The following is a 24,570-nucleotide window of genomic DNA, read 5'->3' as shown; positions in this document are numbered from 1 at the left end:
AAATTCCTTCTAGTTCTTATCCAAGCAGCTTTTAAATTGATTAGATAACGCTGTTAAAAATTCCACATAGCTATCCTTACTTAACCCGATGCCGCTCCCTAATGGATCTAATATCCCCATATATACATCGGTATCTTTTATAACAGCTTTAATCACCGCTGGCCTGAATTGTGGTTCAGCAAAAACACAAACTGCTTTTTTCTGAGCCAACATTGTTCTTATTTGATATAGTCTTTGGGCGCCAGGCTGAATGATAGGATTAATAGTAAAATAACCTAATGAGGCTAAATGATAGCGTTTTTCAAAGTAACCATAAGCATCATGAAAAACAAAATATCGCTTATCTCCAACCGACTGTAACATCTTAGCAATATTTTGATCAGTTTGTGTCAATTTCTCATCGAATTTACGAAGGTTTACGTCCAACTGTTTTTTATATTTAGGATATAAAGCGACTAATCGGTGGTGAATAATGTTAGCAGCAATACCTGCAATGTCTGGTGACAACCAGATGTGCATATTATACTCACCATGTGAATGATGCTCATGATGATGACCATGAGAATTTTTATTATTTACCGCTGTGCTATCTTCGCTGCTTTTCAGTAAGCGTGCTTTTATAGCTGGATCTTCAGCTAATGTGATCCGTTTTTCAGTGGGCAATTGTGCTAATGGTTTCTCTAAAAAATTTTCTAAATTTGAGCCAACCCAAATGAAAAGATCAGCAGTTTTGATTTTTTCCAGATCGGAAGGTTTTAAAGCATAATCATGGGGTGAAACACCATCAGGTAATAATATTTGTACATCAGTAACACCATTAGTAATGGCTGCGGCAATAAAACCTAACGGACGAATTGACGTAACTACATCAGCTTGAGTAGTAGATAAGAAACTGAGTAATAGTCCAGCAAGAATGTATTTTTTTCCATAATTTTTTGAACAATTTTTTTTTGTTTTGTGTAACATAGAATAGTTTCCATAGACTAATTTTGATAATGTTATATTATAACAATTTAATCATCCTGCAAGAATTATTTACCATGCAAACGCTATTAAGCTTAAAAAATATTGCTGTTAGTTTTGGTTCACACCAAATTGTCGAAAACATCTCCTTTGATCTATATGCTGGAGAAATATTAACACTATTGGGGCCAAATGGTGCTGGTAAATCTACGCTAGCTAAAATACTCCTCGGCTTAATTAACCCTAGTCAAGGAGAAATAATTTGCCAAGCCAAATTGCGCATCGGTTATGTGCCACAGAAATTATCGCTGGATATGACAATGCCTTTGACCGTTAAACGTTTTATGACATTAAAACCTGGAGTAAAAACTACTAATATTATTCCTGCTTTAATACGTGTCGGCGCTGATCATCTTATCGAGCAACAAATGCAAAAACTATCTGGCGGGGAAACTCAACGTGTTCTACTTGCCCGTGCTTTACTGAATCAACCACAATTACTTGTTTTAGATGAACCTACACAAGGTGTAGATATCAATGGTCAAGTCGCTTTATATAATCTAATTGATAATATTCGTACCGAATCAAATTGTGCTGTTTTTATGATTTCACATGATCTCCACCTTGTGATGGCAAAAACTGATAAAGTACTCTGTATTAATAAACAAATATGCTGCTCTGGTCGGCCAGAGGATGTGGCTTTAGATCCCGAATTTATTGCTATGTTCGGCCATCGTGGGATAGAAAAGATCAGTATCTATCGCCACCATCATCATAATCATAATCATAATCATCAATGCGATTTAAATAATGAGATTGATGACAAACCTACAGGGAACTGTCATCATGATTGAACTATTACTACCTGGGTGGTTAGCTGGTATGCTGTTAGCCATTGCCGCAGGACCACTAGGCTCTTTCGTTGTCTGGCGGCGTATGTCATATTTTGGTGATACTCTCGCTCATGCTTCATTACTTGGTATCGCTTTTGGTTTATTACTCAATGTTAATCTGTTTTATGCCGTTATTGCTATCACCCTTCTTCTTGCAATTTTATTAGCCTGGCTAGAAAAGCGCCCACATCTGGCCATCGATACCCTATTAGGCGTAATGGCGCATAGTGCCCTATCACTTGGATTAGTCGTCGTCAGTTTAATGGACAATGTTCGTATGGATTTGATGGCTTATTTATTTGGTGATCTATTATCGGTAACCAGCGAGGATGTTTTTTCAATCGCGATAGGTGTTGCTATTGTTTGTTCAATTATTGTCTGGCAATGGCGTAATTTACTGTCAATAACAGTTAATCAGGATTTAGCTTTTGTTGATGGCGTAAAAATACAGCAGCTTAAGGTATTATTAATGCTGGTTACTGCCCTTACCATAGGTATTGCCATGAAATTTGTTGGGGCTTTAATTATTACATCATTATTAATTATTCCTGCCGCTACTGGTAGACGATTTGCCAAAACACCAGAGCAAATGGCAGTAGTTGCTATTATTATCGGTATGTTTGCCGTGACGGCTGGACTTGCTCTGTCTGCCTATTACGATACACCTGCAGGCCCCTCGGTTGTGATCTGTGTCAGTGCTTTATTTGTATTAAGTTTATTTATTAAAATAAAAAACTAATCTATTCATGCGATAAAATAAATTATTTTTAAAATTACCTAAACACCCTATTCCCTAACTACAAATCCATCAATTATGACTTGTAGTGAGTTTTTATTTTGCTAATCAAATTAGAACCGGTAACCGACACCAAGCATCCATGTACCGACTTTTATATTTTTAAATTAGTATGTTCAAAAGATAATTTGGTATGTTCATAAGTAACATCAATAGATAAATTCTCCACCGAATTAATTTGTAAACCCGCACCATAAGCTAATTCAATTTCAGTGTCTTTAAAAGCATTTGCGAATGGTGATTTTACCTCAACTCTACCACGAGCCGCTCCAATTAAGCCATAGGTTTATCCTGAAATTCTTCATCTTTAAATTGTAGATGACTTTGTGCATAATTTAGTGATAGAGTATTTTTACTTGCTGCACAGGCATTCGCAGAAACACAGGCAAATATAGTAGCAATGACAGATCTAATAAATATTTTTTCATTTATCTTCTATTCCTAATAGAATAATATTTAATTCAAAAGTCTTTATAAGATATGAAATAAATCGATTACTCTATATATAAAACTAAATAATTTTTTGTTAAATGTAATTTAAACTAAAAAATAAAATTTGACTGATGATATTTAGTTAGAAGATATATTTAACTTATCATTGATAAATAAGCAGAAATTAAAATAAATCGTCCTGCTCTAGCTATCGAAACTAAAAATAATGTAGAGGCAAGTTTTAGCTTACCTCCAAAAAAATGACAATTTTATTAAATACAATTATGACAATATTTAGCCAGTTAGTGAAAAATAACTAAGGTTTCATATTAGCATCTATCACTTGATAAAATGCATTGCCAGTATCGTAAATTGTCCATACACCTAAAATAACCTGATAACCGGTACGGTACATTACAATCAATTGAGACCTCAAATGAAGGCATTTGCCCCCATCTGTACGACTGCAAAATGGTTGTAGATCAAATGAGCTACGGGCTAACGGCGCATTAGGATCCCAATTTTGTTTAGTGATGAAATACTCCCAACCTGTAGTTCGATGAGGTGCGGTCAACGTCCAATGGAAAGTATTTTTACCGGGTGAAACATCAACTTTAGTCCAACGAGTAGCAGTATGTTCATATAACTCACCAAACCAACGATGTCCCGCACTGGCAATTTTTCCATCAGCTGGCCCACGCCGAGGAAAACCTTTACGACCTTCAACCGATTGGGGTTCAACCATAACCGCACCACAATTACCATTTTTACCTAACGAACACAGATAAGCTCGACTAGTAGGAAAATCGATATAACCATGCATAGGATTGAGGAGAGTATTTTCTCTGGCAAAACTTATAATACTAACATTGCTAATGATAACATTGATAATAATAATTTTATTTTCATTCAGTTTATTCCGTAATTAGCTAATTTTATTTATAAAAAAAATAGTTAGCAGACATAATGAAAACTACCGTAAAATTATTATTTAACAACGGCAAAAACATCAATAAAAATAATATAATTAATATTAAACTATTGCTTATTTTTGAGAGTTAAATATCATCAATTTATATTAATAATGCATTAATTAAATAAAAAGTTCATTGATAATAAAAATGGTTAATAAAAATAACAAATAATAATCATAAATAAATTATTATTTATTCATATATTATAAATAGCAGCCTAACCCGGTGTTAAGCTGCATTGAAAATAATTAGCATGATTATATTAGCGAATTACAAGCAATAAATTTAACCCCATTAATAAACTTAATTAGCATCATCATGATCTTTATTAACCCCAAAATGGCGGTAGGCATGATCAGTCGCAATTCGACCACGGGGAGTACGCTGAATAAATCCTTGCTGAATCAGGAAAGGTTCAAGAACATCCTCTATGGTTTCCCTTTCTTCACCAATTGCAGCAGCCGCATTGTCTAATCCTACCGGTCCTCCCATAAATTTATCAATAATAGCTATCAATAACTTACGATCAAGATAGTTAAAACCGGCTGAATCAACATTAAGCATATCTAATGCCTGTGAAGCGATGTCACCATCGATAATACCATCGCCTTTTACTTGGGCAAAATCTCTTACTCGCCGTAATAAACGATTAGTTATCCGCGGCGTTCCCCGTGAGCGCATCGCAATTTGTCTCGCACCGGCATCAGAAATTTCTAACCCCATAAAGTGAGCACTACGTAATACAATCGTCTGTAAATCATCGACATTATAAAATTCAAGACGCTGAACAATACCAAAACGATCTCTAAGTGGGGATGTCAGTGAGCCGGCTCTGGTTGTTGCACCAACGAGAGTAAAAGGAGGTAGATCAATTTTAATTGAACGCGCAGCAGGCCCTTCTCCTATCATTATATCCAGTTGGTAATCTTCCATTGCCGGATAAAGGATCTCTTCTACAACTGGCGATAAACGATGTATTTCATCAATAAAGAGTACATCATGCGGTTCTAAATTGGTTAGCATTGCCGCTAAATCCCCTGCCTTTTCTAACACTGGGCCGGAGGTGGTACGTAAATTTGCGCCCAATTCATTCGCCACAATACCCGCTAATGTCGTTTTACCAAGCCCAGGTGGACCAAAAATCAGCAAGTGATCAAGTGCTTCAGCTCGTAATTTAGCTGCCTGGATAAAGATTTCCATCTGTTGGCAAACCTGAGGTTGCCCGACATATTCAGTAAGGAATTTTGGTCGAATAGCGCGATCAATCACGTCTTCATCAGGTAAATTCTCAGCAGAAACTAAACGATCAGCCTCAATCATAGTTTGGTCCTTACTTATTATTTATAATGCAGCTCGCAATGCTTCGCGGATCAATGCTTCACAGTTAGCAGCTCCATTAGCAATTCTGCCGATCATACGGCTCGCATCTTGTGGTTTATAGCCTAAAGAAATTAATGCCGAAACCGCCTCGGCTTCAATATCATGACTATTTTGTTTTGCCGCTGATGAGCCCGGTAAATCTATCGCACTATTATTAAATAGATCGCCATTAAGTCCTTTAAAGCGGTCTTTCATTTCAACCACCAGTCGTTCTGCGGTTTTTTTGCCAACACCCGGTAATTTTACCAAGCTAGAAAACGCTTCTTGTTCTATCGCAGAAACAAATTGATAAGCTGACATACCGGATAAAATGGCCAGCGCTAATTTAGGACCCACCCCATTAACCTTAATTAACTCACGAAATAATACCCTTTCTTGCTTATCATTGAAGCCATATAGTAGCTGCGCATCTTCACGCACGATAAATTGAGTCCATAAGATCACTTCCTGACCAATTTCTGGTAATTCATAAAAAACAGGTCATTGGCATATGAACTTCATAACCTACACCATTTAGTTCGAGTAAAACAATAGGCGGCTGTTTTTCCAAAATAGTGCCTCGCAAGCGACCAATCACATCGATTTCCTCTTTTAGGTTATTCTGCTAATGCTTGTATTATAAAAAAATACTGGGTTTATATCTAGTTATTGACGCAATCGTCTTTTAGCCAATGATAGTTCTGGCTCACCTATTTGAGCCAAATTTTGATTAAAATGACAATGCGTGATCACAATAGCTAAAGCATCAGCATCAGCTTGAGGATGCGATAACAATTTCAATATTGAGCAGACCATATGCTGAACTTGTTTTTTTTCCGCCGCTCCCGTGCCAACAACGGATTGTTTTACTTGTCGCGCCGCATATTCAAAAACTGGTAATTGATTATCAACTGCAGCTAAAATAGCCACGCCTCTTGCTTGACCTAATTTTAGAGCAGAATCTGCATTTTTTGCCATAAACACCTGTTCGATAGCAAAACTGTCCGGTCGATATTGGGTAATGATTTCAGTGACACCTGAATAAATACGTTGTAAGCGTGTTGGCAGATCCTCTGCCTGAGTACGTATACAGCCACTACCTAAATAGATCAACTGTCGACCTTGTTGACGAATAACACCATAACCGGTAATACGCGAACCAGGATCAATCCCAAGAATAATTGCCATATTCTTGACTCACTGAGTAGGTTAAACATGCAAAGAAAAAGCATACTGATAATCAGCATGCTATCTCTTAATATAAAAAGTTGATTTAATTATAGCTGAACCGCAACTTCATCTGAAATTTCCCCATTATGATACACTTCTTGTACATCATCAGAATCTTCCAACATGTCGATTAAACGTAAAAGTTTAGGTGCAGTGTCAGCATCTAAATTTGCTTTGGTTGACGGGATCATTGTCACCTCGGCGGTTTCAGCCTTAAAACCGGCCGCAGCTAAAGCATCTTTTACATCACCAAAGCTTTCCAGCTTAGTATAAACATCGATGGCGCCATCATCATAAGATTCGACATCATCTGCACCCGCTTCTAATGCCGCTTCCATTAAATTATCTTCATCAATGCCTGGTGCATATGAGATCACGCCACGTTTAGTAAATAAATAAGCAACCGAACCATCGGTACCTAAATTACCACCGCACTTAGTAAAGGCGTGGCGGACATCAGAAACTGTACGATTACGATTATCACTTAAGCATTCAACCATAACAGCCGTACCGCCTGGGCCATAGCCTTCATAAATGATCGTTTCCAGATTATCATTGTCATCACTACCTACACCACGTGCGATTGCTCGATTTAACGTATCTCGCGTCATATTATTAGATAATGCCTTATCAATCGCTGCACGCAATCGTGGGTTTGATGCAACGTCACCGCCACCTAAACGAGCCGCTGTTACCAGTTCACGAATAATTTTAGTAAAAATTTTACCCCGTTTAGCATCTTGCGCCGCTTTCCGGTGTTTGGTATTGGCCCATTTACTATGACCTGCCATGAAATATCTCCCAAAATACGTCAATAAAAATCATTTTAGAACAAATTGTTCAATCGCCTGACGGTTACTCCATGACTTGGTCAATGCTGCTGCCTGAGCAGCAGGTAACCAACGAAAAGCCAAATGTTCTTTCAATAAAAAATCCTGCTCTTGCGGTAAGGCCAAAGAAAACCAATGCTCTTTGCATTGGGTTATACCCGGAGCATAACGGTGGCGAAATTTTAAAAAAATATCAAAATAGAGACTGTGTTGCAGGTCAACTAACGTCAAATGCTGTTTGATAATATCAATGCCTATCTCTTCTTTAACTTCACGCAATGCCGTCTTTCTGGGAGTTTCGTTATCCTCAAGACTACCGGTAACTGATTGCCAAAAATCAGGATCATCACGCCGCTGTAGCATCAGTACTTGGCGACTCGATTGTACATAAACCACAACTAATACTGATTCAGGCCGTTTATATTGCATAGTATCTATTTAGTTTTTGAAGCAACAGTTATCGCCAATTCCGCTAATGCGGCCGGATTAGCCACACTGGGTGCATCGGTCATCAAACAAGCTGCTGCGGTTGTTTTTGGAAACGCAATCACATCGCGAATATTTTCTGTTCCCGTTAATAACATAACAAGTCTATCTAAACCGAATGCTAAACCTGCATGTGGCGGTGTTCCATATTGTAATGCCTCAAGCAAGAAGCCAAATTTATCTTTCTGATCTGATTGGCTAATATTAAGAATTTCAAAAACAGCTTGTTGCATCTTATTATGGTGGATACGCACTGAGCCGCCACCAACTTCATAACCATTAATGACCATATCATAGGCATTAGCCACGGCCGCTAAAGGATTGGTTTGTAGTTGCTCCGGGGTAAAATCTTTCGGTGCAGTAAAAGGATGATGCATAGCATGAAGCTCACCATTTTCATCCTCTTCAAACATTGGAAAATCAACAATCCATAACGGTTTCCAGCTATTATTTTGTGTGATTGCTAAATCACGCCCTACTTTCAACCGTAACGCTCCCATTGCATCATTGATAACATTTTGTTTACCAGCACCAAATAGCAAAATATCACCCGCTTTAGCTTGGGTACGTGCTAACAAATTATCAATCACCGATGGTGGTAAAAACTTAGCTATCGGGCTTTGAATATCTGCCTGACCTTCAGTCAGCGAATTAACCTTCATCCAAGCTAATCCTTTGGCGCCGTAAATAGCAACAAATTCAGTATAACCATCAAGTTGTTTACGCGTTAATGTGGCCCCGCCTGAAACACAAAGTGCAGCCACACGGCCTTTTGGATCATTGGCAGCTTCAGCAAAAACTTTAAATTCAACGGCATTGACCAAATCAGCAATATCAACCAATTCTAAAGGATTTCGTAAGTCTGGTTTATCTGAACCATAACGTTGCATGGCCTCAGCAAAAGTCATTACCGGAAAAGTGCCTAACTCAATACCTTTATTTTCCTGCCACAATTGACGGATCAAACGCTCCATCACTTCACGAACTTGCTCAGCAGTCATGAAAGAGGTTTCTACGTCGATCTGAGTAAATTCAGGCTGGCGATCAGCTCGTAAATCTTCATCACGAAAACATTTTACTATCTGATAATAGCGATCAAAGCCCGACATCATCAATAATTGTTTAAAAAGTTGTGGTGATTGTGGCAGAGCATAAAACTCACCTTTATGAACGCGGCTTGGAACAAGATAATCACGCGCACCTTCTGGTGTTGCTTTAGTCAAAATGGGCGTTTCAATATCAACAAAACCTTCTGCATCCATAAAACGACGCACAAAACTAGTAATGTTCGCTCGCTCTCTTAAGCGCGTTGCCATTTCCGGGCGCCTTAAATCAAGATAACGATATTTTAATCTTATTTCCTCGGAATTTTTTTGATTTCTATCTATCGGTAATGGTTCAGAACGATTAATAATCGTCAATGCTTGTGCAACAATTTCAATCTCACCGGTCGGTATCTCTTTATTGATTTGTTCACGTTCTCGTACCATACCTGTGATCTGGATACAAAATTCGTTGCGTAACTGTGACGCTTGGGTAAAAAGTTCGGCATGATTTTCCTGCACAAAAACAACTTGAACTAAACCTTCGCGATCTCTCATATCGACAAAAATTAATTTACCTAAATTACGCTGGCGGTTAACCCAGCCACAGAGAGTCACTTTTTGTCCGACGTGAGCAACACCTAATTGCCCACAATAATTTGTCCGCATACGATATCCTTTTACTCATCATACTCAACTTGCAGAGTCGCTTGCACTAGCCGTTTTAGTGCTATTAATTTAAACATAATCAAAAAATATCGCTATTATACAGAAATTTCTACTAGGAAATAAGTACGCCTTATCATATTGGCCAGATAACTTTTAACTTATTCGCAATCTGAAAGCTTTTTATTGATTTAAATACTATATTTATGGTAACTGTTGAAGTTTTGAGATGTATCATTATTTCATATTTCACTGTTTTTCCTAATAAAATTGGGAAAAAATGGTTAGTTCTCTGTACATTGTATTTAGTGCTTTAATATTGTTTAAGTTATCTTTGGAAGTCATTAAACTCAGAACTCAGTATCAAGTTACTTACGGTGATGGTGGTTTTTGTGAATTACAAACAGCATTACGCGTTCAGAGTAATGCGATTGAGTATATTCCTATCTCTATGCTGTTATTATTGATGATGGTGATGAATGGTGCACCCGTTTGGGTTATTCATCTTTGTGGGTTAATTTTCATCATCTCCAGAATTTTTCATTACTTTGGCCTAAAACATAGAGAACGAACTTGGCGCCATTTTGGCCAAATAACTACTTATAGTTCTATGATTTTAGTGATCCTGGTTAACATTTATTATTTGCCTTGGATACAAATTTTTTCGTTTGATCTTTAATACAAGATTTATTTCATTAACATGGTCATCATTATACGCTTTGCCATGTTAATGAGTTTTAATTTATGTCCTAACATAAAATCTGTTAGAATTAATCACCGTTTGCTATTTAATTAATTCACAGGTTATGTCCAACCAAATTTTAGATAAACAGAAAGACACCTTATTTGCCACTCCTATTGCCAATTTAGGTGATTGGCAATTTGATGAAAAAGTTGCCGAAGTCTTTCCTGATATGATCAAACCTTCTGTTCCCGGCTATTCAAATATTATTACTATGATTGGTATGCTCGCGACACGTTTCGTCACAGCCAATAACACTATTTATGATCTGGTCTGTTCTTTAGGCGCAGCGACATTATCAATTCGTCGTAATATTGAGGCTAAAAATTGTAAAATAATTGCTATTGATAATTCAGCGGCCATGATTGAGCGTTGCCAACGAAATGTTCATGCTTACAAAGCGAATACGCCGGTTGAAATCATTAAAGGCGATATTCTCGATATCAACATACAAAATGCCTCAATGGTGGTATTAAATTTTACCCTACAATTTATTGCCCCCAAGCGTTCGACAACAATTAATTAACCGGATCTACCAAGGACTAAATCCTGGCGGTGTCTTAGTGTTATCAGAAAAATTTAATTTTAGCGACGAGAAAATTGGCAATTTACTATTTAATATGCATTATGATTTCAAGCGTGCCAATGGCTATAGTGAATTAGAGATAAGTCAAAAACGCAATATGCTAGAAAATAGCATGTTAACGGACTCGATTAGCAAACATAAATCACGTTTGCTCGCAGCTAGGTTTAATCATTGTGACTTATGGTTTCAATGTTTCAATTTCGGTTCGCTACTCTCTATCAAGGAACAAGTTTGATGATAGATTTTGGACATTTTTATCAACAAATCGCCGTAGGATCACTTAGTCATTGGTTAGAAACGCTGCCATGCCAAATTGAACAATGGAAAAAAACCACTCAACATGGGCAATTTAATTGTTGGCAAAAAATAGTGCAAAATCTTCCCGCTCTGACACCCGATCACTTAGATCTAAAAACCGCAGTAATAGCCAAAAATGAGTTACCACTTTTTTTAAAGATAAGCAACGGATCACTTTACTGCTAAAAAGCCTAATGCCCTATCTAGCCCATTTTCCCTTTACGATATTAATATTGATTGCGAATGGCGTTCGGACTGGAAATGGCAACGTATACTGCCTCATCTGTCACCATTAACAGATAAACAGGTAAACAGGTACTTGATGTCGGCTGCGGTAATGGCTATCACATGTGGAGAATAGTTGGTGAAGGCGCAAAAACTGTCATCGGTATTGATCCTACCCAACTATTTTTATGTCAGTTTGAAGCCATACGTAAATTAATTGGCAATAATCAACAAGCTCATCTATTGCCTCTAGGTATCGATCAACTACCGACGCTAGCTGCTTTTGATACTGTATTTTCAATGGGTGTACTTTATCATCGGCGTTCACCGTTAGATCATCTCTATCAGCTAAAAAATCAATTAGTTTCAGGTGGTGAGCTAGTACTGGAAAGTTTAGTTATTGAAGGTGATGAAAACCAATGCTTAATACCTGAAGAACATTATGCTCAAATGCGTAATGTTTATTTTATTCCCTCAGCCAAAATGCTTAAAATCTGGCTAGAAAAGTGTGGCTTTTGCGATGTGCATATTGTTGCTCAAACAGTAACAACCGTACAAGAACAGCGAAAAACAGCCTGGATGGAAACCGAATCATTAGCAAATTTTCTTGACCCAAATAACATGCATTTGACAATTGAAGGTTATCTGGCTCCTCTACGCGCAACTTTAGTTGCCAAAAAAGGTAAACTTGACGGTATTGAATACCGTCATTGCACTAAACTTATAATCAGTCATTATTAGCAATCGCTAATAAATTTTTCATTGCTTCCACCACATCACTATCTACACAATAATGAGTAAATTCATCCATCTCCATATTGGAACTCATCGTTACCCCTGCTTTGCGGTAGTTCATAGTCGATGGCATTACTCTCCCAGCAGATGTATGTACTTCCGGTAAACCTGCATCAATAAATTTCTGCAAATTTGACAATTTCACCCCAGCACCCGCCATGATTATCGGCCCATTTGAAGTTTTACTAGATAATGCATTTAATTCTTTCAATAATGGTAAACCACATTCCGCATTCTGCTGCTGGCCTGAGGTTAATATACGGGCAACCCCAAGTTCTGTCAGCTGTACATAGGCCTGTTTTGGGCTAATGCACATATCAAATGCACGATGAAAAGTAATCGCCATATCCCCAGATAATGCTTTTAAAATACGCATACGCGGTATATCAATATGCCCTTCTCGATTCAATATGCCATATACCACACCAGGAAAACCTAACTGCCTGATAAATTTAACATCATGTTTAATAATTTCAAACTCACTATCGCTGTAACAAAAATCCCCTCCTCTAGGACGTACAATTGGATGAACGGGGATCTTTATCGTATCTTTAGTCTGTTTTAAACAACCATAACTAGGCGTTAATCCACCTTCAGCTGGACTGGAACAAAGTTCAATACGATCTGCGCCACATTTTTCCGCAATTAGCGCACATTCAGCTCCATAGCAGCAAATTTCCAAGGTTATCATAATACTGCCACCTCTGATTAATTATTGTTATTTCTATTTTTAATTATCAATTAATAAGCATACTATTCTGCAAATAAAATACCCGTTTTTCAAACAGTAATTGAGACAAGTAATTAATTTTAATGGAAAAGGATAATATTTTATTATAAAAGACCATTAACTTTTGATAACAAATTTTCAATATATTTTTAACTTTTCATGAAGATAAATTTTAATCTGGAAAATAAAGAGACTTAACATAGCCCTTTTTTTAAATTAATATTTCTAATCAAAATTGCAATTTTTGCAGTCGTGTAATTTTTTAAAGTTAGATAAATCAAAAATCCTCTATTGTCATTTAGCAAGATGATAAAAAGCGATCCTATCTGATATTATTTTTTACAATAGAGTTATCGATCAAAGAGTTGATAGTAACATGTGAATAGCTAATATGGTATAAAGCCAGCTATTTTTATCACGATCCTCATAGCTGTATCTGGCTAAGTTGAATACGACAGCTATCTTCATCATTAAGGTAATCAGGTGAATATTCAGGCTCTTCTTTCAGAAAAAATTAGTAATGCATTAATTGCCGCAGGGGCTACTAAAGGTAGTGAGGCACATATCCGCCCTTCAACAAAAGCCCAATTCGGTGATTACCAAGCTAATGGTGTCATGTCTGCAGCTAAAAAAATCGGCATTCCTCCACGTCAATTAGCTGAAAAAATGCTGCCGCTACTAAATCTGGAAAATATTGCCAGTAAAGTTGAAATAGCGGGGCCCGGTTTTATTAATATTTTTCTTGATCAGCAATGGATAGCCGAACAAATTGAACTTACCTTGCAACATGAAAAATTGGCAATTAGCACCGTTACGCCACAAACCGTCATTATTGACTATTCCGCTCCCAATGTAGCAAAGCAGATGCATGTTGGTCATTTGCGTTCTACTATCATTGGCGATGCTGTTGCTCGTACATTAGAGTTTTTAGATCATAAAGTAATACGTGCTAACCATATCGGCGATTGGGGTACCCAGTTCGGTATGCTAATTGCGTACTTGGAAAAAGTTCAACAAGAAAATGCTACCGATATGGCTTTAGCTGATCTCGAGACTTTCTATCGTGAAGCTAAAAAACATTATGATGAAGATGAAAATTTTGCTGAACTTGCACGTAATTATGTGGTTAAACTGCAATCTGGTGATGAATATTGTCGGAAAATGTGGCGCAAATTAGTTGATATTACCATGGCGCAAAATCAACATACCTATCATCGTTTAAATGTCACACTGACGGAAGACGATGTGATGGGTGAAAGCTTATATAATAATATGCTGCCTGATATTGTCGCTGATTTAACAGCTAAACAGTTAGCCGTTAAAAGTGATGGCGCTATGGTTGTCTATCTGGATGCATTTAAGAATAAAGACGGTGATGCCATGGGGGTTATCATCCAGAAAAAAGATGGTGGTTATCTTTATACGACAACAGATATTGCCTGCGCTAAATATCGTCATGAAATGTTACACGCTGATCGGGTGCTATATTATGTAGATTCACGACAACATCAACATCTGATGCAAGCTTGGGCTATTGTGCGTAAAGCCGGCTATATTCCCGATACAATGTCATTAGAGCATCATATGTTCGGTATGATGCTAGGCAAAGATGGTAAACCGTTTAAAACTCGAGCCGGCGGAACGATCCGGCTCGCCGATTTACTTGATGAGGCAATTGAGCGTGCCAGTGATCTTATCCGGCAAAAAAATCCAACTATGCCAGAAAACGAGTTACAATCGATTAGTCAGGCGGTGGGTATTGGTGCAGTAAAATATGCCGATCTATCGAAAAATCGTACCACTGATTATATTTTTGACTGGGACAATATGTTAGCGTTTGAAGGTAATACTGCGCCTTATATGCAATATGCTTATACCCGTGTGGCCTCCATTTTTAAACGGGCTAATATTAATCCAACAGCACTAAGCGAGCCGGTGATTTTAGCAAATCAGTATGAACAAGCCTTAGCGACTCGTTTATTACAATTTGAAGAAACAATACTAACCGTTGCTCGCGACGGTTTACCCCATATTATGTGTGCTTACTTATATGATCTGGCAGGTTTATTTTCTAGTTTTTATGAACATTGCCCAATTTTAGGTGCAGAAAATAACGCATCAAAAGAAAGTCGATTAAAACTGGCATTACTGACGCAAAAAACCTTAAAAATTGGTTTAGACACATTAGGGATTGAAACGGTAGAAAAAATGTAATCCCTTATTAGACTATAGGCTGACAGTAGTGCAGCCTGCTGTCCATGATGCTGCTTAAGACAAAATATTCTAGCGATAAAATTCAGACAGTTAAGCCAATATGATGCTCATAAAATAAAAGAAACAAACGATACGATCATTAATAATGCAACTATCGCAGTACATAAACCATACTTAAAATCGGTATCCATAGCCTCACCTCACTATTCTCACTGCCTTAGTCATAAATTAATTAATGAAAAATCATTAAATGTCATAATATCATACAACAATAAAAGCTATTTTCTATTATATCATCTAGTAAAGATTGATTAATACTTTTGTTTTTACTGCAAATCAGACAAAATGATCAGCTTACTGATAACTTAATTATCTATTTTTATAGATCAATAACAGTAATTTTAAACAATAGTAAAGGAATTGGGAATGGCTCAGGAGTCTTTATAATCATGGCAACAATTAAGGATGCGACAAGGCTTGCGGGTGTCTTAACTACCACCGTATCACATGTAATTAACAATACCCGTTTTGTCGCCGAAGAGACAAAAACGATCGTCAAGGCAGCCATTAAAACACTTAATTACTCTCCCAGTGCAGTTGCTCGTAGTTTGAAAGTTAATCATACTAAATCCATTGGCTTATTAGCCACATCTAATGAAGCCCCTTACTTTACAGAAGTCATTGAATCAGTCGAAAACAACTGTTTTAGTCAAGGATATACATTGATCCTGTGCAATTCGCACAACAGCCTAAATAAGCAACAAGCCTATTTACAATATGTTAGCGCAAAAACGGGTTTATGGTTTACTTGTCATGTGCTCAGAATACCGCAATATTCCAATGGTGGTGATGGATTGGGGGCAAGCCCATGGTGATTTTACTGATGTCATCATTGATAATGCAGTTTATGGTGGCTATCTTGCCGGGCGTTATCTTATCGAACGAGGTCATCGTGATTTAGGTATTATCTCTGGACCATTAAAACGCAATACCTGCAATGGCCGGCGACAAGGTTTTCTCAATGCCATGAAAGAAGCTAACATCCAGTCACATAACGAATGGATTGTCGAGGGTGATTTCGAACCAGCTTCCGGCTACGAGGCGATGAAACAAATATTAAGTCACCAACAAAAAATAACTGCCATTTTCTGTGGCGGTGATATTATGGCGATGGGGGCTATCAGCGCTGCGAATGAATTAGGAAAGTGCCACAAGATATATCTATTATTGGCTACGACAATGTGCGTAATGCGCGTTTTTTACCCCAGCATTAACTACCATTCATCAGCCCAAAGAACGTCTAGGTCAAATGGCCTTTACCATGCTGCTTGATCGCATTATTAATAAATGCCAAGATGCGCAAACGATTGAAATACACCCAGAGCTTATTGAACGTCGTTCAGTTGTCGATGGTCCATTTATTGACTACCGAAGATGATCCCTGGATTTAAACGCTATCAATTAGTTAACCATTCGGCATTGAGTGTTTCGCTATTACCTAAATAATCCAGTAGCCAACTCAATCGAGGAACGTTTTTCTTCATTCCATATGATACAGCACGGACTATCAGGTAAGGGTTGCTTAATCTGCAATGTCTTTAATTCATTTTTGCGGCAAAGTTGCTCTATCCGATGTTTAGGCGCAAATCCTAAACATAATCCATTTTTAAGCATGCTAAACCACTTTCCCAATCTGGCACAATAAGCCTTTTTTGGTTATCTAATGCCCAAGTATCTCGTTTTGGTAAGTAGCGAAAAGTATCTTCTAAACATAAACTGGGATAGAGACGTAATTGATGATCGCTAATTAGCCCGCTTATGTGTGCTAAAGGATGATTGATACTGACAACACATGACCAGCGCATAAATCCCATATCACGAAAACTATATCTATCGCCAATCGGTGACGCACGGGTTGCACCAATTGCTATATCCACTCGGCCATCGACTAATGCCTCCCATACACCATTATAAACTTCCTGCTGAATAAAAAGTTCGATATCAGAAAAATGGCGATAAAAATCTAATATTAATTGCAATATCCTATCTGGTTTAACTACCCGATCAATGGCAATACTAAATTGTCCATGCCAGCCATTTGCAATTTGTTGACACTGATCACGAGTTTCACGCATTGTTTTAATAATATTACGCGCATTTTTAACAAAGAATTTACTAGCATCAGTAAGTACAACATCACGATAACGCCGTTCAAATCAAGGAACCGCCAACCACTCCTCCAGTTGCTTTACGGTATAACTGACCGCAGAGGGAACTCTATGTAACTCGATGGCAGCTGCACTAAAACTGCCCGTTCTCTCAACGGCATCAATCACTTCCAGGGAATACTCTGACCACATAGCCCTTCACCTATCAAAATATTTGATAACAATATGCAAATAATAACGCTTCACAACAAAAATTCATCTCTTATACAATAAATAGCGATGTTAGATATTATTTAATTTATTGATACCAATATGAATAAAAATAACCCCAATCAAGCCTATTTTGGCTTTATGCTTTATCTTGCTGGTTTAAGTATGCTCTGCTTTTTGGCCATTGATATGTACTTGCCGGCTTTTAGTATAATGCAACAACAACTCAACACCTCAGCAAATACCATCAGTGCAAGTCTTAGCCTATTTTTTGTGGCTTTGCCTTTGCGCAACTTAGCTGGGGGCCGCTTTCCGACCGTATTGGTAGAAAACCGGTTTTATTAATTGGCTTGTCTCTATTTATTATTAGTTGTCTGGCAACACTGTGGATCACTAACGGCACACAATTACTTATTTGCGATTCATTCAAGGTGTTGGAGTTTGCTCAACCGCAGTAATTTGGCAAGCTTTGGTCATCGATCGTTTTAGCGGTCAATATGCTAAACGGGTCTTTCTACCATAATGCCTTTAGTTGCACTGTCGCCGGCATTAGCTCCCCTGTTAGGTGCCTGGCTTCTAACTGGTAACAACTGGCAAATGATATTTTTTGCATTAGCTATCATTAGGATATTGCTTTTTCTGGCCACAATTTTGTTACAGGAAAAAAATATTCTGAAAAAACTGACAAAATAAAATCCACCACCACATTTATCACCTTTCTACATTCTGCTATTTTTAGCGGTCATGTATTAATTTATGCCGCCTGTAGCACCGGTTTTTTGCCTGGATAACGGGATCTCCCTTTATTTTAACTCAAATGGGACAGGATATAGGCATCAGTTATGTACCACAAACTATCGCTTTTATGTTCGGTGGCTATGGTGGGCATTATTTAATAGCCAAAATAAAAAAACCAAATTTTGCTACCAATTATTCTTATCGGTTATGGAATAAGTGTATTTGTCATTGTTATCCTTGCTATCTATTCACAACCTAATTTATTTGCTCTATTACTGCCTTTCTGTTATATGGCGGCGATGAACGGAGCTTGCTATCCTATTGTGGTATCAAATGCATTAAGTGTCTTTCCTCAAGACAGTGGTAAAGCCGCCGCTTTACAAAATACTCTCCAGCTTGGTTTATGTTTTGCCGCAAGTCTGGCGGTATCTAGCCTCATTGCCAATCCTTTATTAGCAACAAGCGGTGTTATGGTTGCCACTATTATTCCTCTGTTAATTGGTTACTGGCTGCAAAATAGAAAAGCTTCAATTAATACCTAAATCGGGAGCCTTCGAACAGTAAGAAAAGTTTTTAAACAAACCCATGTGAGAATCTCTGACTTCAACTGACAGCGTATATTCTAGTCATGAGTAAAATTTTATTCATTGATCAAATGGGAAAGTCCAACTTTCCCATTTCGACGAAGATTGGTCGGCTTAAAATTACAATATCATCCATATTAAGATATAAAACAAAATATTAAGCTGTTATTTTAAACTGAGATAAAATCAATAACGGTAGGAATTTCTCTCCAACTCAATAGGAAAGAAGTTGATGTGGATGAGGGCCAATAATATCCGTTTTTGAATGCCTTCACGTTACCTTTTTGAATTCTTGTTTTTCTATTGGTCACACTATTGTCATTAGCGTTGCTTATGGTTTTCTATCTTAATGATAAATTCTATTGTTTTTTTGCATTAGCTTGCTGAATGAGGGAATTTACAATTACTATCAATTGGTTATGGAGAAAATGAAATAGCAGTTATTTGACAATTTCATTCAATAGCTCAGTCATACTTCTTCTATAAAGACGCTTTTGAATGAGCAATAGCCTAAGCTAGGAAAGGAAAGATAAAACAATTAGCCAACTTGTCTTGGCGATCCATTTTGAGTGACGCCATTTGATGTTTATCGAAGAGCTTATTTGCAGATATCACTTAGTTACAGATAAGTAAATTAGACATAGGAAACCACTTTTGACATTAACGCTTTTCTAATAAGAAGAAACCTTGGTCGATTGTTTATCAAATCCTGTTTCTTTTTTTAGCTATTACTTAACCTAATTAAAATAGCGTGACGACTATTTAAAATACGCCCTATGATTATATTTTTTGTGCCATCACTCGCTCAACAGTATCAACTACCGCTTGGGTATGGGCATCAATTTCAATATTAACCTTTTCTCCAAGACGCTTTTCTGCAATTGTGGTGCGCGCAATGGTTTCCGGGATAAGATGGACACAAAAACGATTTTTGACCACATCTCCTACAGTTAAGCTAATTCCATCAACGCCGATAAAGCCCTTATGCAAAATATATTTCATTAATTGTTTATCATGCACATAAAACCAAATTTGGAGATTATTTTCAGCTTTAAAAATTTTAGCTACTTCAGCAGTAGTAATGATGTGACCCGACATAACATGGCCACCAATTTCATTACCATATTTTGCTGATCTTTCTAAATTAATCATATCGCCTAATTTTAAACTGCCTAAGTTTGTCAGTCGCAAAGTCTCCTTCATTAAATCAAAACTCACCTTATCGCCATCAATATGGGTAACAGTTAAACAGCATCCATTATTAGCAACAGAAGCACCTCTTTCTAAATCTGCGAGTAATTCAGTGGGAAATTGGACAATATAAGTACGAAAATTAACGCTATCTTCCACCGCAACTAGTGTTCCTTTTCCTTTCACAATGCCTGTATACATATATTGAGTTCCCAATTTTAATAAAAGATTAAAACTCATTCTACGCTAGTTATGCTAGATAAGCACTCTAGAAACAATAAATATGGCAGCTTTCTATCTATTTATAGCTATAACTTCACCAAATCGATACAATAAGCAAATTTTTAAGGGTTCAATTCTTTTCGTTTTCTATTCATTTTCAATAAAGTATATGGTGGGTGAATAAATATTTTAAAGAGGCACACAGCCTATTAGCATTAGGTATTCCAATTATTCTTGCTCAATTATCACAAACCGCAATGGGTTTTGTCGATACAGTAATGGCTGGCAAAGTCAGCAAAATAGATATGTCAGCCGTTGCGGTAGGAACGTCTATCTGGTTACCTGCTATTTTGTTTGGCCACGGCTTATTAATGGCTTTAACACCAGTGGTAGCGCAATTAAATGGTTCAGGCCGACGCCAAGTTATCGGCAATCATATACAACAAGGCTTATGGCTAGCTTTCTTTTTATCACTTTTGGTCATGGCTGTTATTTATAATGCTATAATGCTATAATGCTATAATGCTATAATGCTATAATGCTATAATGCTATAATGCTATAATGCTATAATGCTATAATGCTATAATGCTATAATGCTATAATGCTATAATGCTATAATGCTATAATGCTATAATGCTATAATGCTATAATGCTATAATGCTATAATGCTATAATGCTATAATGCTATAATGCTATAATGCTATAATGCTATAATGCTATAATGCTATAATGCTATAATGCTATAATGCTATAATGCTATAATGCTATAATGCTATAATGCTATAATGCTATAATGCTATAATGCTATAATGCTATAATGCTATAATGCTATAATGCTATAATGCTATAATGCTATAATGCTATAATGCTATAATGCTATAATGCTATAATGCTATAATGCTATAATGCTATAATGCTATAATGCTATAATGCTATAATGCTATAATGCTATAATGCTATAATGCTCACCATATTATAAATAATATGCCTAATATTGATCCTGAACTGGCAAATAAAGCGGTGCGGTTTCTGCGTGCTATTATGTGGGGAGCACCAGGTTATCTTTTTTATCAAGTTTTACGTAGTCAGTGCGATGGGTTATCTAAAACAAAACCCGGCATGTTTATTGGTTTCCTTGGTTTATTTATTAACATACCTATCAACTATATTTTTATCTATGGCCATTTTGGGGCACCGGCTCTTGGTGGCGTCGGTTGTGGGCTAGCCACTGCCTCGGTATATTGGGCTATGTTTCTTTTGATGCGCTGGTATATACGCCATACTCCTTCACAACGTGACATCCATGCTAATAAACAGTTTACATTACCTGACTTTTCTTTATTAAAGCGCCTGTTCGCGTTAGGTTTACCTATTGGTCTAGCCTATTTCTTCGAAGTCACTCTGTTTGCTATTGTCGCCTTACTGGCCGCACCATTAGATATTATCGCTGTCGCAGGACACCGGATAGCATTAAATTTTAGTTCGTTAATGTTTATGTTTCCTATTTCTATTGGTATCGTAGCAACGATCCGGGTCGGTTATAATTTAAACAGCGCTTCAACGGAAAAGGCAAAAATATCCGCCTATGCCAGCATTATGGTAGGTTTAACGGTAGCTTGCTGCACCGCAATTATAACAGTGTCACTTAGAGAGCAGATCGCATTAATGTATAATCGCAATCCGGAAGTCGTCCTATTGGCTTCACAATTGATGTTATTCGCTGCTATCTATCAGATTTCCGATGCTATTCAAGTCATTGTCGCCGGTATATTACGCGGTTATAAAGATACCCGTTCAATTTTCTTTATCACTTTTATTGCTTACTGGCTGCTCGTCCTACCAACAGGTTATCTACTTGGTTTAACTGACTTTATCGTGCCGCATCTGGGACCAAAAGATTTTTGGATCGGTTTTATTATTGGCTTAACGGCATCAGCTATCATGATACTTTCTCGCATAATATTGCTTCAACGCCAGCCAAACGAATTTGTATTACGACATTCCACTCGATAGTTATGTTGTCAAACGGGTATAAGGTATAAAAAATGAAAAATTGCGCTTTTATGCTAAATAGCATTAAATACGAGCAGTTAGACGTAAAATTGCATTTTTTCCCTTGCCAGAATGGCAACTGCCCGTTAATATTCGTTTCCACATTATCGCCATAGCAATTTTTATTGCGTCCGTAGCTCAGTTGGTTAGAGCACTACCTTGACATGGTAGGGGTCGGTGGTTCGAGTCCACTCGGACGCACCAATTGTTAGCGATATTTCTATCTAGTGCGTCCGTAGCTCAGTTGGTTAGAGCACTACCTTGACATGGTGGGGGTCGGTGGTTCGAATCCACTCGGACGCACCAATTCTGTTTATTCCCAATACCGTTTTCAAATTGTAAAGTCAGTCAGCCTGCTTCGATTGGTAATGAAAAAGCGCGTTTACGCTTTTTCATCCAACAAATGATCACTTAACCAGATTTATTTGTATTAAATAGCCCGCTGTGAAAAATCTCGCAAACGAAAACCAAAAATAAATAACGCAGCAAAGTAACTCATTGCACCGGCAAAAACCACCAATAACAGCCGCGTGATCCGCATCAGCATATTTCCCTGCTCCCATGGCGGCATAAAATTTAATAGCAACAACAATACCGCTACCATAACAATTAAAGCGGCGATTAACTTGAGCAAAAATTTTCCCCAACCAGATAAGGGAGAAAAAATTGCCTGGCGACGTAACTGCCAATACAGCATCAAAGCATTAAAGCATGCGGCTAAGCCAATTGATAAGGCCAATCCTGCATGTTTGAGCGAACCAATAAAGGCAAGGTTCATTAATTGTGTCAAAATTAAGGCAATAATCGCGATTTTAACCGGTGTTTTAATATCTTGTCTCGAATAGAACCCTGGCGCTAATACCTTAACGACAATTAACCCCATTAAGCCGACACAGTAAGCAATTAATGCCCGTTGAGTCATTACCGCATCGTAGGCGGTAAAATTGCCATACTGAAAAAGCGATACTGTCAACGGTTCGGCTAAAATAGCCAGCGCAATCGCACATGGTAGCGCTAATAAAAAACAAAGCCGTAACCCCCAGTCCATTAGGCGCTGATATTCTTTATGATCACCGGTTGAAAAACTCTTCGCCAGAGAAGGTAATAAGATAGTACCAAGTGCCACTCCTAAAACACCGGTAGGGAGCTCCATCAATCGGTCAGCATAATGCATCCACGAGACAGAGCCTGATTGTAAAAATGAGGAAAAAATAGTATTAATAATTAATGAAATCTGGCTTACAGAAACACCAATAATCGCCGGCCCCATTAACTTCAATACTCTCCACACACCACTATTACGAAAAGAGATACGTGGTAAAACTAACATGCCAATTTTTTGTAAATAAGGTAATTGATACAGCAACTGTAAAATACCACCGGCAAAAACTCCCCATCCTAACGCTATAATAGTTGGTTCACAATATGGCGCCAACAACAGTACTGACATAATCATACTGATATTAAGTAAAGTAGGCGCAAAAGCAGGAACAGAAAAACGGTTCCAAGTATTTAAAATAGCACCAGCCAACGATACTAAAGAGATCAATAAAATATAAGGAAAAGTGATTCTCAATAAACGAACGGTTAAATCAAATTTATCCGGTGTATCAGTAAAACCGGGGGCCGTAATATAAATAACCCATGGTGCCGCTAATATTCCTGCCAATGTAACGATGGCCAAAATTAATGTTAATAAACCGGAAACATACGCAATAAAAGTGCGAGTAGCCTCATCACCTTGCTGATTTTTATATTCTGCTAAGATAGGGACAAATGCTTGGGAAAATGCGCCTTCGGCAAAAATTCGGCGCAAAAGATTTGGTAATCGAAAAGCAACAAAAAAAGCGTCTGTCGCCGCTCCAGCACCAAAAAAACGCGCGATAATCGCATCACGAATAAATCCTAAGATGCGGGAAAACATAGTCATAGAGATTATCGCTGCTAACGATTTTAGTAAATTCATGCAATATCTTTATTAATGATGGCCATAATAGATTGATAAAGTGTATCAGCGACCTGTGAGCATGACCATGAATTATAATAACTATTTTTACCAAAGCAAAGCGATGTAGCTCAGATTTTTCAATGATATTTTAATTACCCGTTAGATAAAGTTAGTCTGGTAAATTATGCTTTCGGG

Annotated in this window: 15 protein-coding genes, 2 tRNA genes and 8 pseudogenes; 12 read left to right on the top strand and 13 right to left on the bottom strand. The window is 37.4% G+C overall.

Annotated features, from left to right (window positions below; genetic code table 11):
- Positions 1-9 precede the first annotated feature (9 nt).
- Positions 10-966, bottom strand: coding sequence for a zinc ABC transporter substrate-binding protein ZnuA (znuA, locus tag AC01GB_RS15615; RefSeq protein WP_474452621.1), 957 nt, complete (start codon positions 964-966; stop codon positions 10-12).
- Between the two features lie 74 nt (positions 967-1,040).
- Here znuA and znuC point away from each other — a divergent pair, with 74 nt between their 5' ends.
- Both znuC and znuB read left to right on the top strand, forming a co-directional pair.
- A complete protein-coding gene (gene znuC / locus AC01GB_RS15610; protein ID WP_474452620.1) occupies positions 1,041-1,817 on the top strand; it encodes a zinc ABC transporter ATP-binding protein ZnuC in 777 nt (258 codons plus the stop codon).
- The gene (gene znuB / locus AC01GB_RS15605) at positions 1,810-2,595 is read left to right on the top strand and encodes a zinc ABC transporter permease subunit ZnuB (protein ID WP_474452619.1); all 786 of its coding nucleotides are present in this window, start codon (positions 1,810-1,812) and stop codon (positions 2,593-2,595) included. Before znuC ends, znuB begins: the two co-directional genes overlap by 8 nt.
- Before the next feature lie 805 nt (positions 2,596-3,400).
- On the opposite strand, the gene AC01GB_RS15600 is transcribed toward znuB, so the two are convergent.
- The 7 genes and pseudogenes from AC01GB_RS15600 to aspS form a co-directional block, all read right to left on the bottom strand.
- A complete protein-coding gene (locus AC01GB_RS15600; RefSeq protein ID WP_474452618.1) occupies positions 3,401-3,907 on the bottom strand; it encodes a lytic polysaccharide monooxygenase in 507 nt (168 codons plus the stop codon).
- 454 nt (positions 3,908-4,361) lie between these two features.
- Positions 4,362-5,378 carry a Holliday junction branch migration DNA helicase RuvB gene (gene ruvB, locus AC01GB_RS15595; protein ID WP_474452617.1) on the bottom strand — a complete coding sequence of 339 codons (1,017 nt, stop codon included), beginning with the start codon at positions 5,376-5,378 and terminating at the stop codon, positions 4,362-4,364.
- 21 nt (positions 5,379-5,399) lie between these two features.
- A pseudogene (ruvA, locus tag AC01GB_RS15590) lies at positions 5,400-6,015 on the bottom strand (Holliday junction branch migration protein RuvA).
- Between the two features lie 68 nt (positions 6,016-6,083).
- Positions 6,084-6,605 carry a crossover junction endodeoxyribonuclease RuvC gene (gene ruvC / locus AC01GB_RS15585; protein ID WP_474452616.1) on the bottom strand — a complete coding sequence of 174 codons (522 nt, stop codon included), beginning with the start codon at positions 6,603-6,605 and terminating at the stop codon, positions 6,084-6,086.
- Between the two features lie 89 nt (positions 6,606-6,694).
- On the bottom strand, positions 6,695-7,438 hold the full coding sequence (locus AC01GB_RS15580; protein WP_474452615.1) for a YebC/PmpR family DNA-binding transcriptional regulator: 744 nt from the start codon (positions 7,436-7,438) through the stop codon (positions 6,695-6,697).
- 30 nt (positions 7,439-7,468) lie between these two features.
- Complete coding sequence (gene nudB / locus AC01GB_RS15575) at positions 7,469-7,906, bottom strand: dihydroneopterin triphosphate diphosphatase (RefSeq protein WP_474452614.1); 438 nt, start codon at positions 7,904-7,906, stop codon at positions 7,469-7,471.
- Between the two features lie 5 nt (positions 7,907-7,911).
- Positions 7,912-9,675 carry an aspartate--tRNA ligase gene (aspS, locus tag AC01GB_RS15570; protein ID WP_474452613.1) on the bottom strand — a complete coding sequence of 588 codons (1,764 nt, stop codon included), beginning with the start codon at positions 9,673-9,675 and terminating at the stop codon, positions 7,912-7,914.
- A 277-nt stretch (positions 9,676-9,952) separates the two neighbouring features.
- On the opposite strand from aspS, the gene AC01GB_RS15565 reads away from it, so the two are divergent.
- From AC01GB_RS15565 to cmoB, 3 genes and pseudogenes are all read left to right on the top strand, one after another.
- Positions 9,953-10,351: an MAPEG family protein gene (locus AC01GB_RS15565; RefSeq protein ID WP_474452612.1), complete on the top strand. Its 399-nt coding sequence runs from the start codon at positions 9,953-9,955 to the stop codon at positions 10,349-10,351.
- 127 nt (positions 10,352-10,478) lie between these two features.
- A pseudogene (gene cmoA / locus AC01GB_RS15560) lies at positions 10,479-11,235 on the top strand (carboxy-S-adenosyl-L-methionine synthase CmoA).
- Positions 11,235-12,263, top strand: a pseudogene (gene cmoB, locus AC01GB_RS15555) (tRNA 5-methoxyuridine(34)/uridine 5-oxyacetic acid(34) synthase CmoB). The pseudogenes cmoA and cmoB overlap by 1 nt, the downstream one beginning before the upstream one ends.
- Here cmoB and cutC read toward each other — a convergent pair.
- Positions 12,250-13,008, bottom strand: coding sequence for a copper homeostasis protein CutC (gene cutC, locus AC01GB_RS15550; RefSeq protein WP_474452611.1), 759 nt, complete (start codon positions 13,006-13,008; stop codon positions 12,250-12,252). The pseudogene cmoB and the gene cutC sit on opposite strands and share 14 nt — an antisense overlap.
- Positions 13,009-13,530: 522 nt before the next feature.
- Between cutC and argS the strand changes: the two genes are divergently transcribed.
- Positions 13,531-15,261 carry an arginine--tRNA ligase gene (gene argS, locus AC01GB_RS15545; RefSeq protein WP_474452610.1) on the top strand — a complete coding sequence of 577 codons (1,731 nt, stop codon included), beginning with the start codon at positions 13,531-13,533 and terminating at the stop codon, positions 15,259-15,261.
- Positions 15,262-15,368: 107 nt separating this feature from the next.
- On the opposite strand, the gene cydH is transcribed toward argS, so the two are convergent.
- Positions 15,369-15,452 (bottom strand): cytochrome bd-I oxidase subunit CydH, encoded by an 84-nt coding sequence (cydH, locus tag AC01GB_RS18115; protein ID WP_488656434.1) that lies wholly within the window; start codon positions 15,450-15,452, stop codon positions 15,369-15,371.
- A gap of 258 nt (positions 15,453-15,710) precedes the next feature.
- Between cydH and purR the strand changes: the two are divergent.
- A pseudogene (purR, locus tag AC01GB_RS15540) lies at positions 15,711-16,699 on the top strand (HTH-type transcriptional repressor PurR).
- A gap of 19 nt (positions 16,700-16,718) precedes the next feature.
- Here the strand turns inward: purR and punR are convergent.
- A pseudogene (gene punR, locus AC01GB_RS15535) lies at positions 16,719-17,621 on the bottom strand (DNA-binding transcriptional activator PunR).
- A gap of 120 nt (positions 17,622-17,741) precedes the next feature.
- Here punR and punC point away from each other — a divergent pair.
- Positions 17,742-18,919, top strand: a pseudogene (punC, locus tag AC01GB_RS15530) (purine nucleoside transporter PunC).
- Positions 18,920-19,741: 822 nt separating this feature from the next.
- Here punC and AC01GB_RS15525 read toward each other — a convergent pair.
- Positions 19,742-20,353 carry a riboflavin synthase subunit alpha gene (locus AC01GB_RS15525; protein ID WP_474452609.1) on the bottom strand — a complete coding sequence of 204 codons (612 nt, stop codon included), beginning with the start codon at positions 20,351-20,353 and terminating at the stop codon, positions 19,742-19,744.
- A 197-nt stretch (positions 20,354-20,550) separates the two neighbouring features.
- Between AC01GB_RS15525 and AC01GB_RS15520 the strand changes: the two are divergent.
- The 4 genes and pseudogenes from AC01GB_RS15520 to AC01GB_RS15505 form a co-directional block, all read left to right on the top strand.
- Positions 20,551-20,877 (top strand): annotated as a pseudogene (locus tag AC01GB_RS15520) (MATE family efflux transporter); the annotation flags it as partial.
- A 455-nt stretch (positions 20,878-21,332) separates the two neighbouring features.
- Positions 21,333-22,388: pseudogene (locus AC01GB_RS15515) on the top strand (MATE family efflux transporter); the annotation flags it as partial.
- Between the two features lie 166 nt (positions 22,389-22,554).
- Positions 22,555-22,631, top strand: a tRNA-Val gene (locus AC01GB_RS15510).
- 25 nt (positions 22,632-22,656) lie between these two features.
- Positions 22,657-22,733: transfer RNA gene (locus tag AC01GB_RS15505), tRNA-Val, on the top strand.
- Between the two features lie 124 nt (positions 22,734-22,857).
- Here AC01GB_RS15505 and murJ read toward each other — a convergent pair.
- On the bottom strand, positions 22,858-24,393 hold the full coding sequence (murJ, locus tag AC01GB_RS15500; protein WP_474452608.1) for a murein biosynthesis integral membrane protein MurJ: 1,536 nt from the start codon (positions 24,391-24,393) through the stop codon (positions 22,858-22,860).
- Positions 24,394-24,570 lie beyond the last annotated feature (177 nt).

It is taken from the genome of Candidatus Arsenophonus phytopathogenicus (assembly GCF_056113345.1).
The sequence above is the reverse complement of the archived record's forward strand: the minus strand, read 5'-3'. Positions and strand labels throughout refer to the sequence as shown.

Bases quoted from the DNA above. Each gene is read 5' to 3' on its own strand.
- znuA (WP_474452621.1), bottom strand. From the start codon at position 966: ATGTTACACAAAACAAAAAAAAATTGTTCAAAAAATTATGGAAAAAAA.
- znuC (WP_474452620.1), top strand. From the start codon at position 1,041: ATGCAAACGCTATTAAGCTTAAAAAATATTGCTGTTAGTTTTGGTTCA.
- znuB (WP_474452619.1), top strand. From the start codon at position 1,810: ATGATTGAACTATTACTACCTGGGTGGTTAGCTGGTATGCTGTTAGCC.
- AC01GB_RS15600 (WP_474452618.1), bottom strand. From the start codon at position 3,907: ATGCATGGTTATATCGATTTTCCTACTAGTCGAGCTTATCTGTGTTCG.
- ruvB (WP_474452617.1), bottom strand. From the start codon at position 5,378: ATGATTGAGGCTGATCGTTTAGTTTCTGCTGAGAATTTACCTGATGAA.
- ruvC (WP_474452616.1), bottom strand. From the start codon at position 6,605: ATGGCAATTATTCTTGGGATTGATCCTGGTTCGCGTATTACCGGTTAT.
- AC01GB_RS15580 (WP_474452615.1), bottom strand. From the start codon at position 7,438: ATGGCAGGTCATAGTAAATGGGCCAATACCAAACACCGGAAAGCGGCG.
- nudB (WP_474452614.1), bottom strand. From the start codon at position 7,906: ATGCAATATAAACGGCCTGAATCAGTATTAGTTGTGGTTTATGTACAA.
- aspS (WP_474452613.1), bottom strand. From the start codon at position 9,675: ATGCGGACAAATTATTGTGGGCAATTAGGTGTTGCTCACGTCGGACAA.
- AC01GB_RS15565 (WP_474452612.1), top strand. From the start codon at position 9,953: ATGGTTAGTTCTCTGTACATTGTATTTAGTGCTTTAATATTGTTTAAG.
- cutC (WP_474452611.1), bottom strand. From the start codon at position 13,008: ATGATAACCTTGGAAATTTGCTGCTATGGAGCTGAATGTGCGCTAATT.
- cydH (WP_488656434.1), bottom strand. From the start codon at position 15,452: ATGGATACCGATTTTAAGTATGGTTTATGTACTGCGATAGTTGCATTA.
- AC01GB_RS15525 (WP_474452609.1), bottom strand. From the start codon at position 20,353: ATGTATACAGGCATTGTGAAAGGAAAAGGAACACTAGTTGCGGTGGAA.
- murJ (WP_474452608.1), bottom strand. From the start codon at position 24,393: ATGAATTTACTAAAATCGTTAGCAGCGATAATCTCTATGACTATGTTT.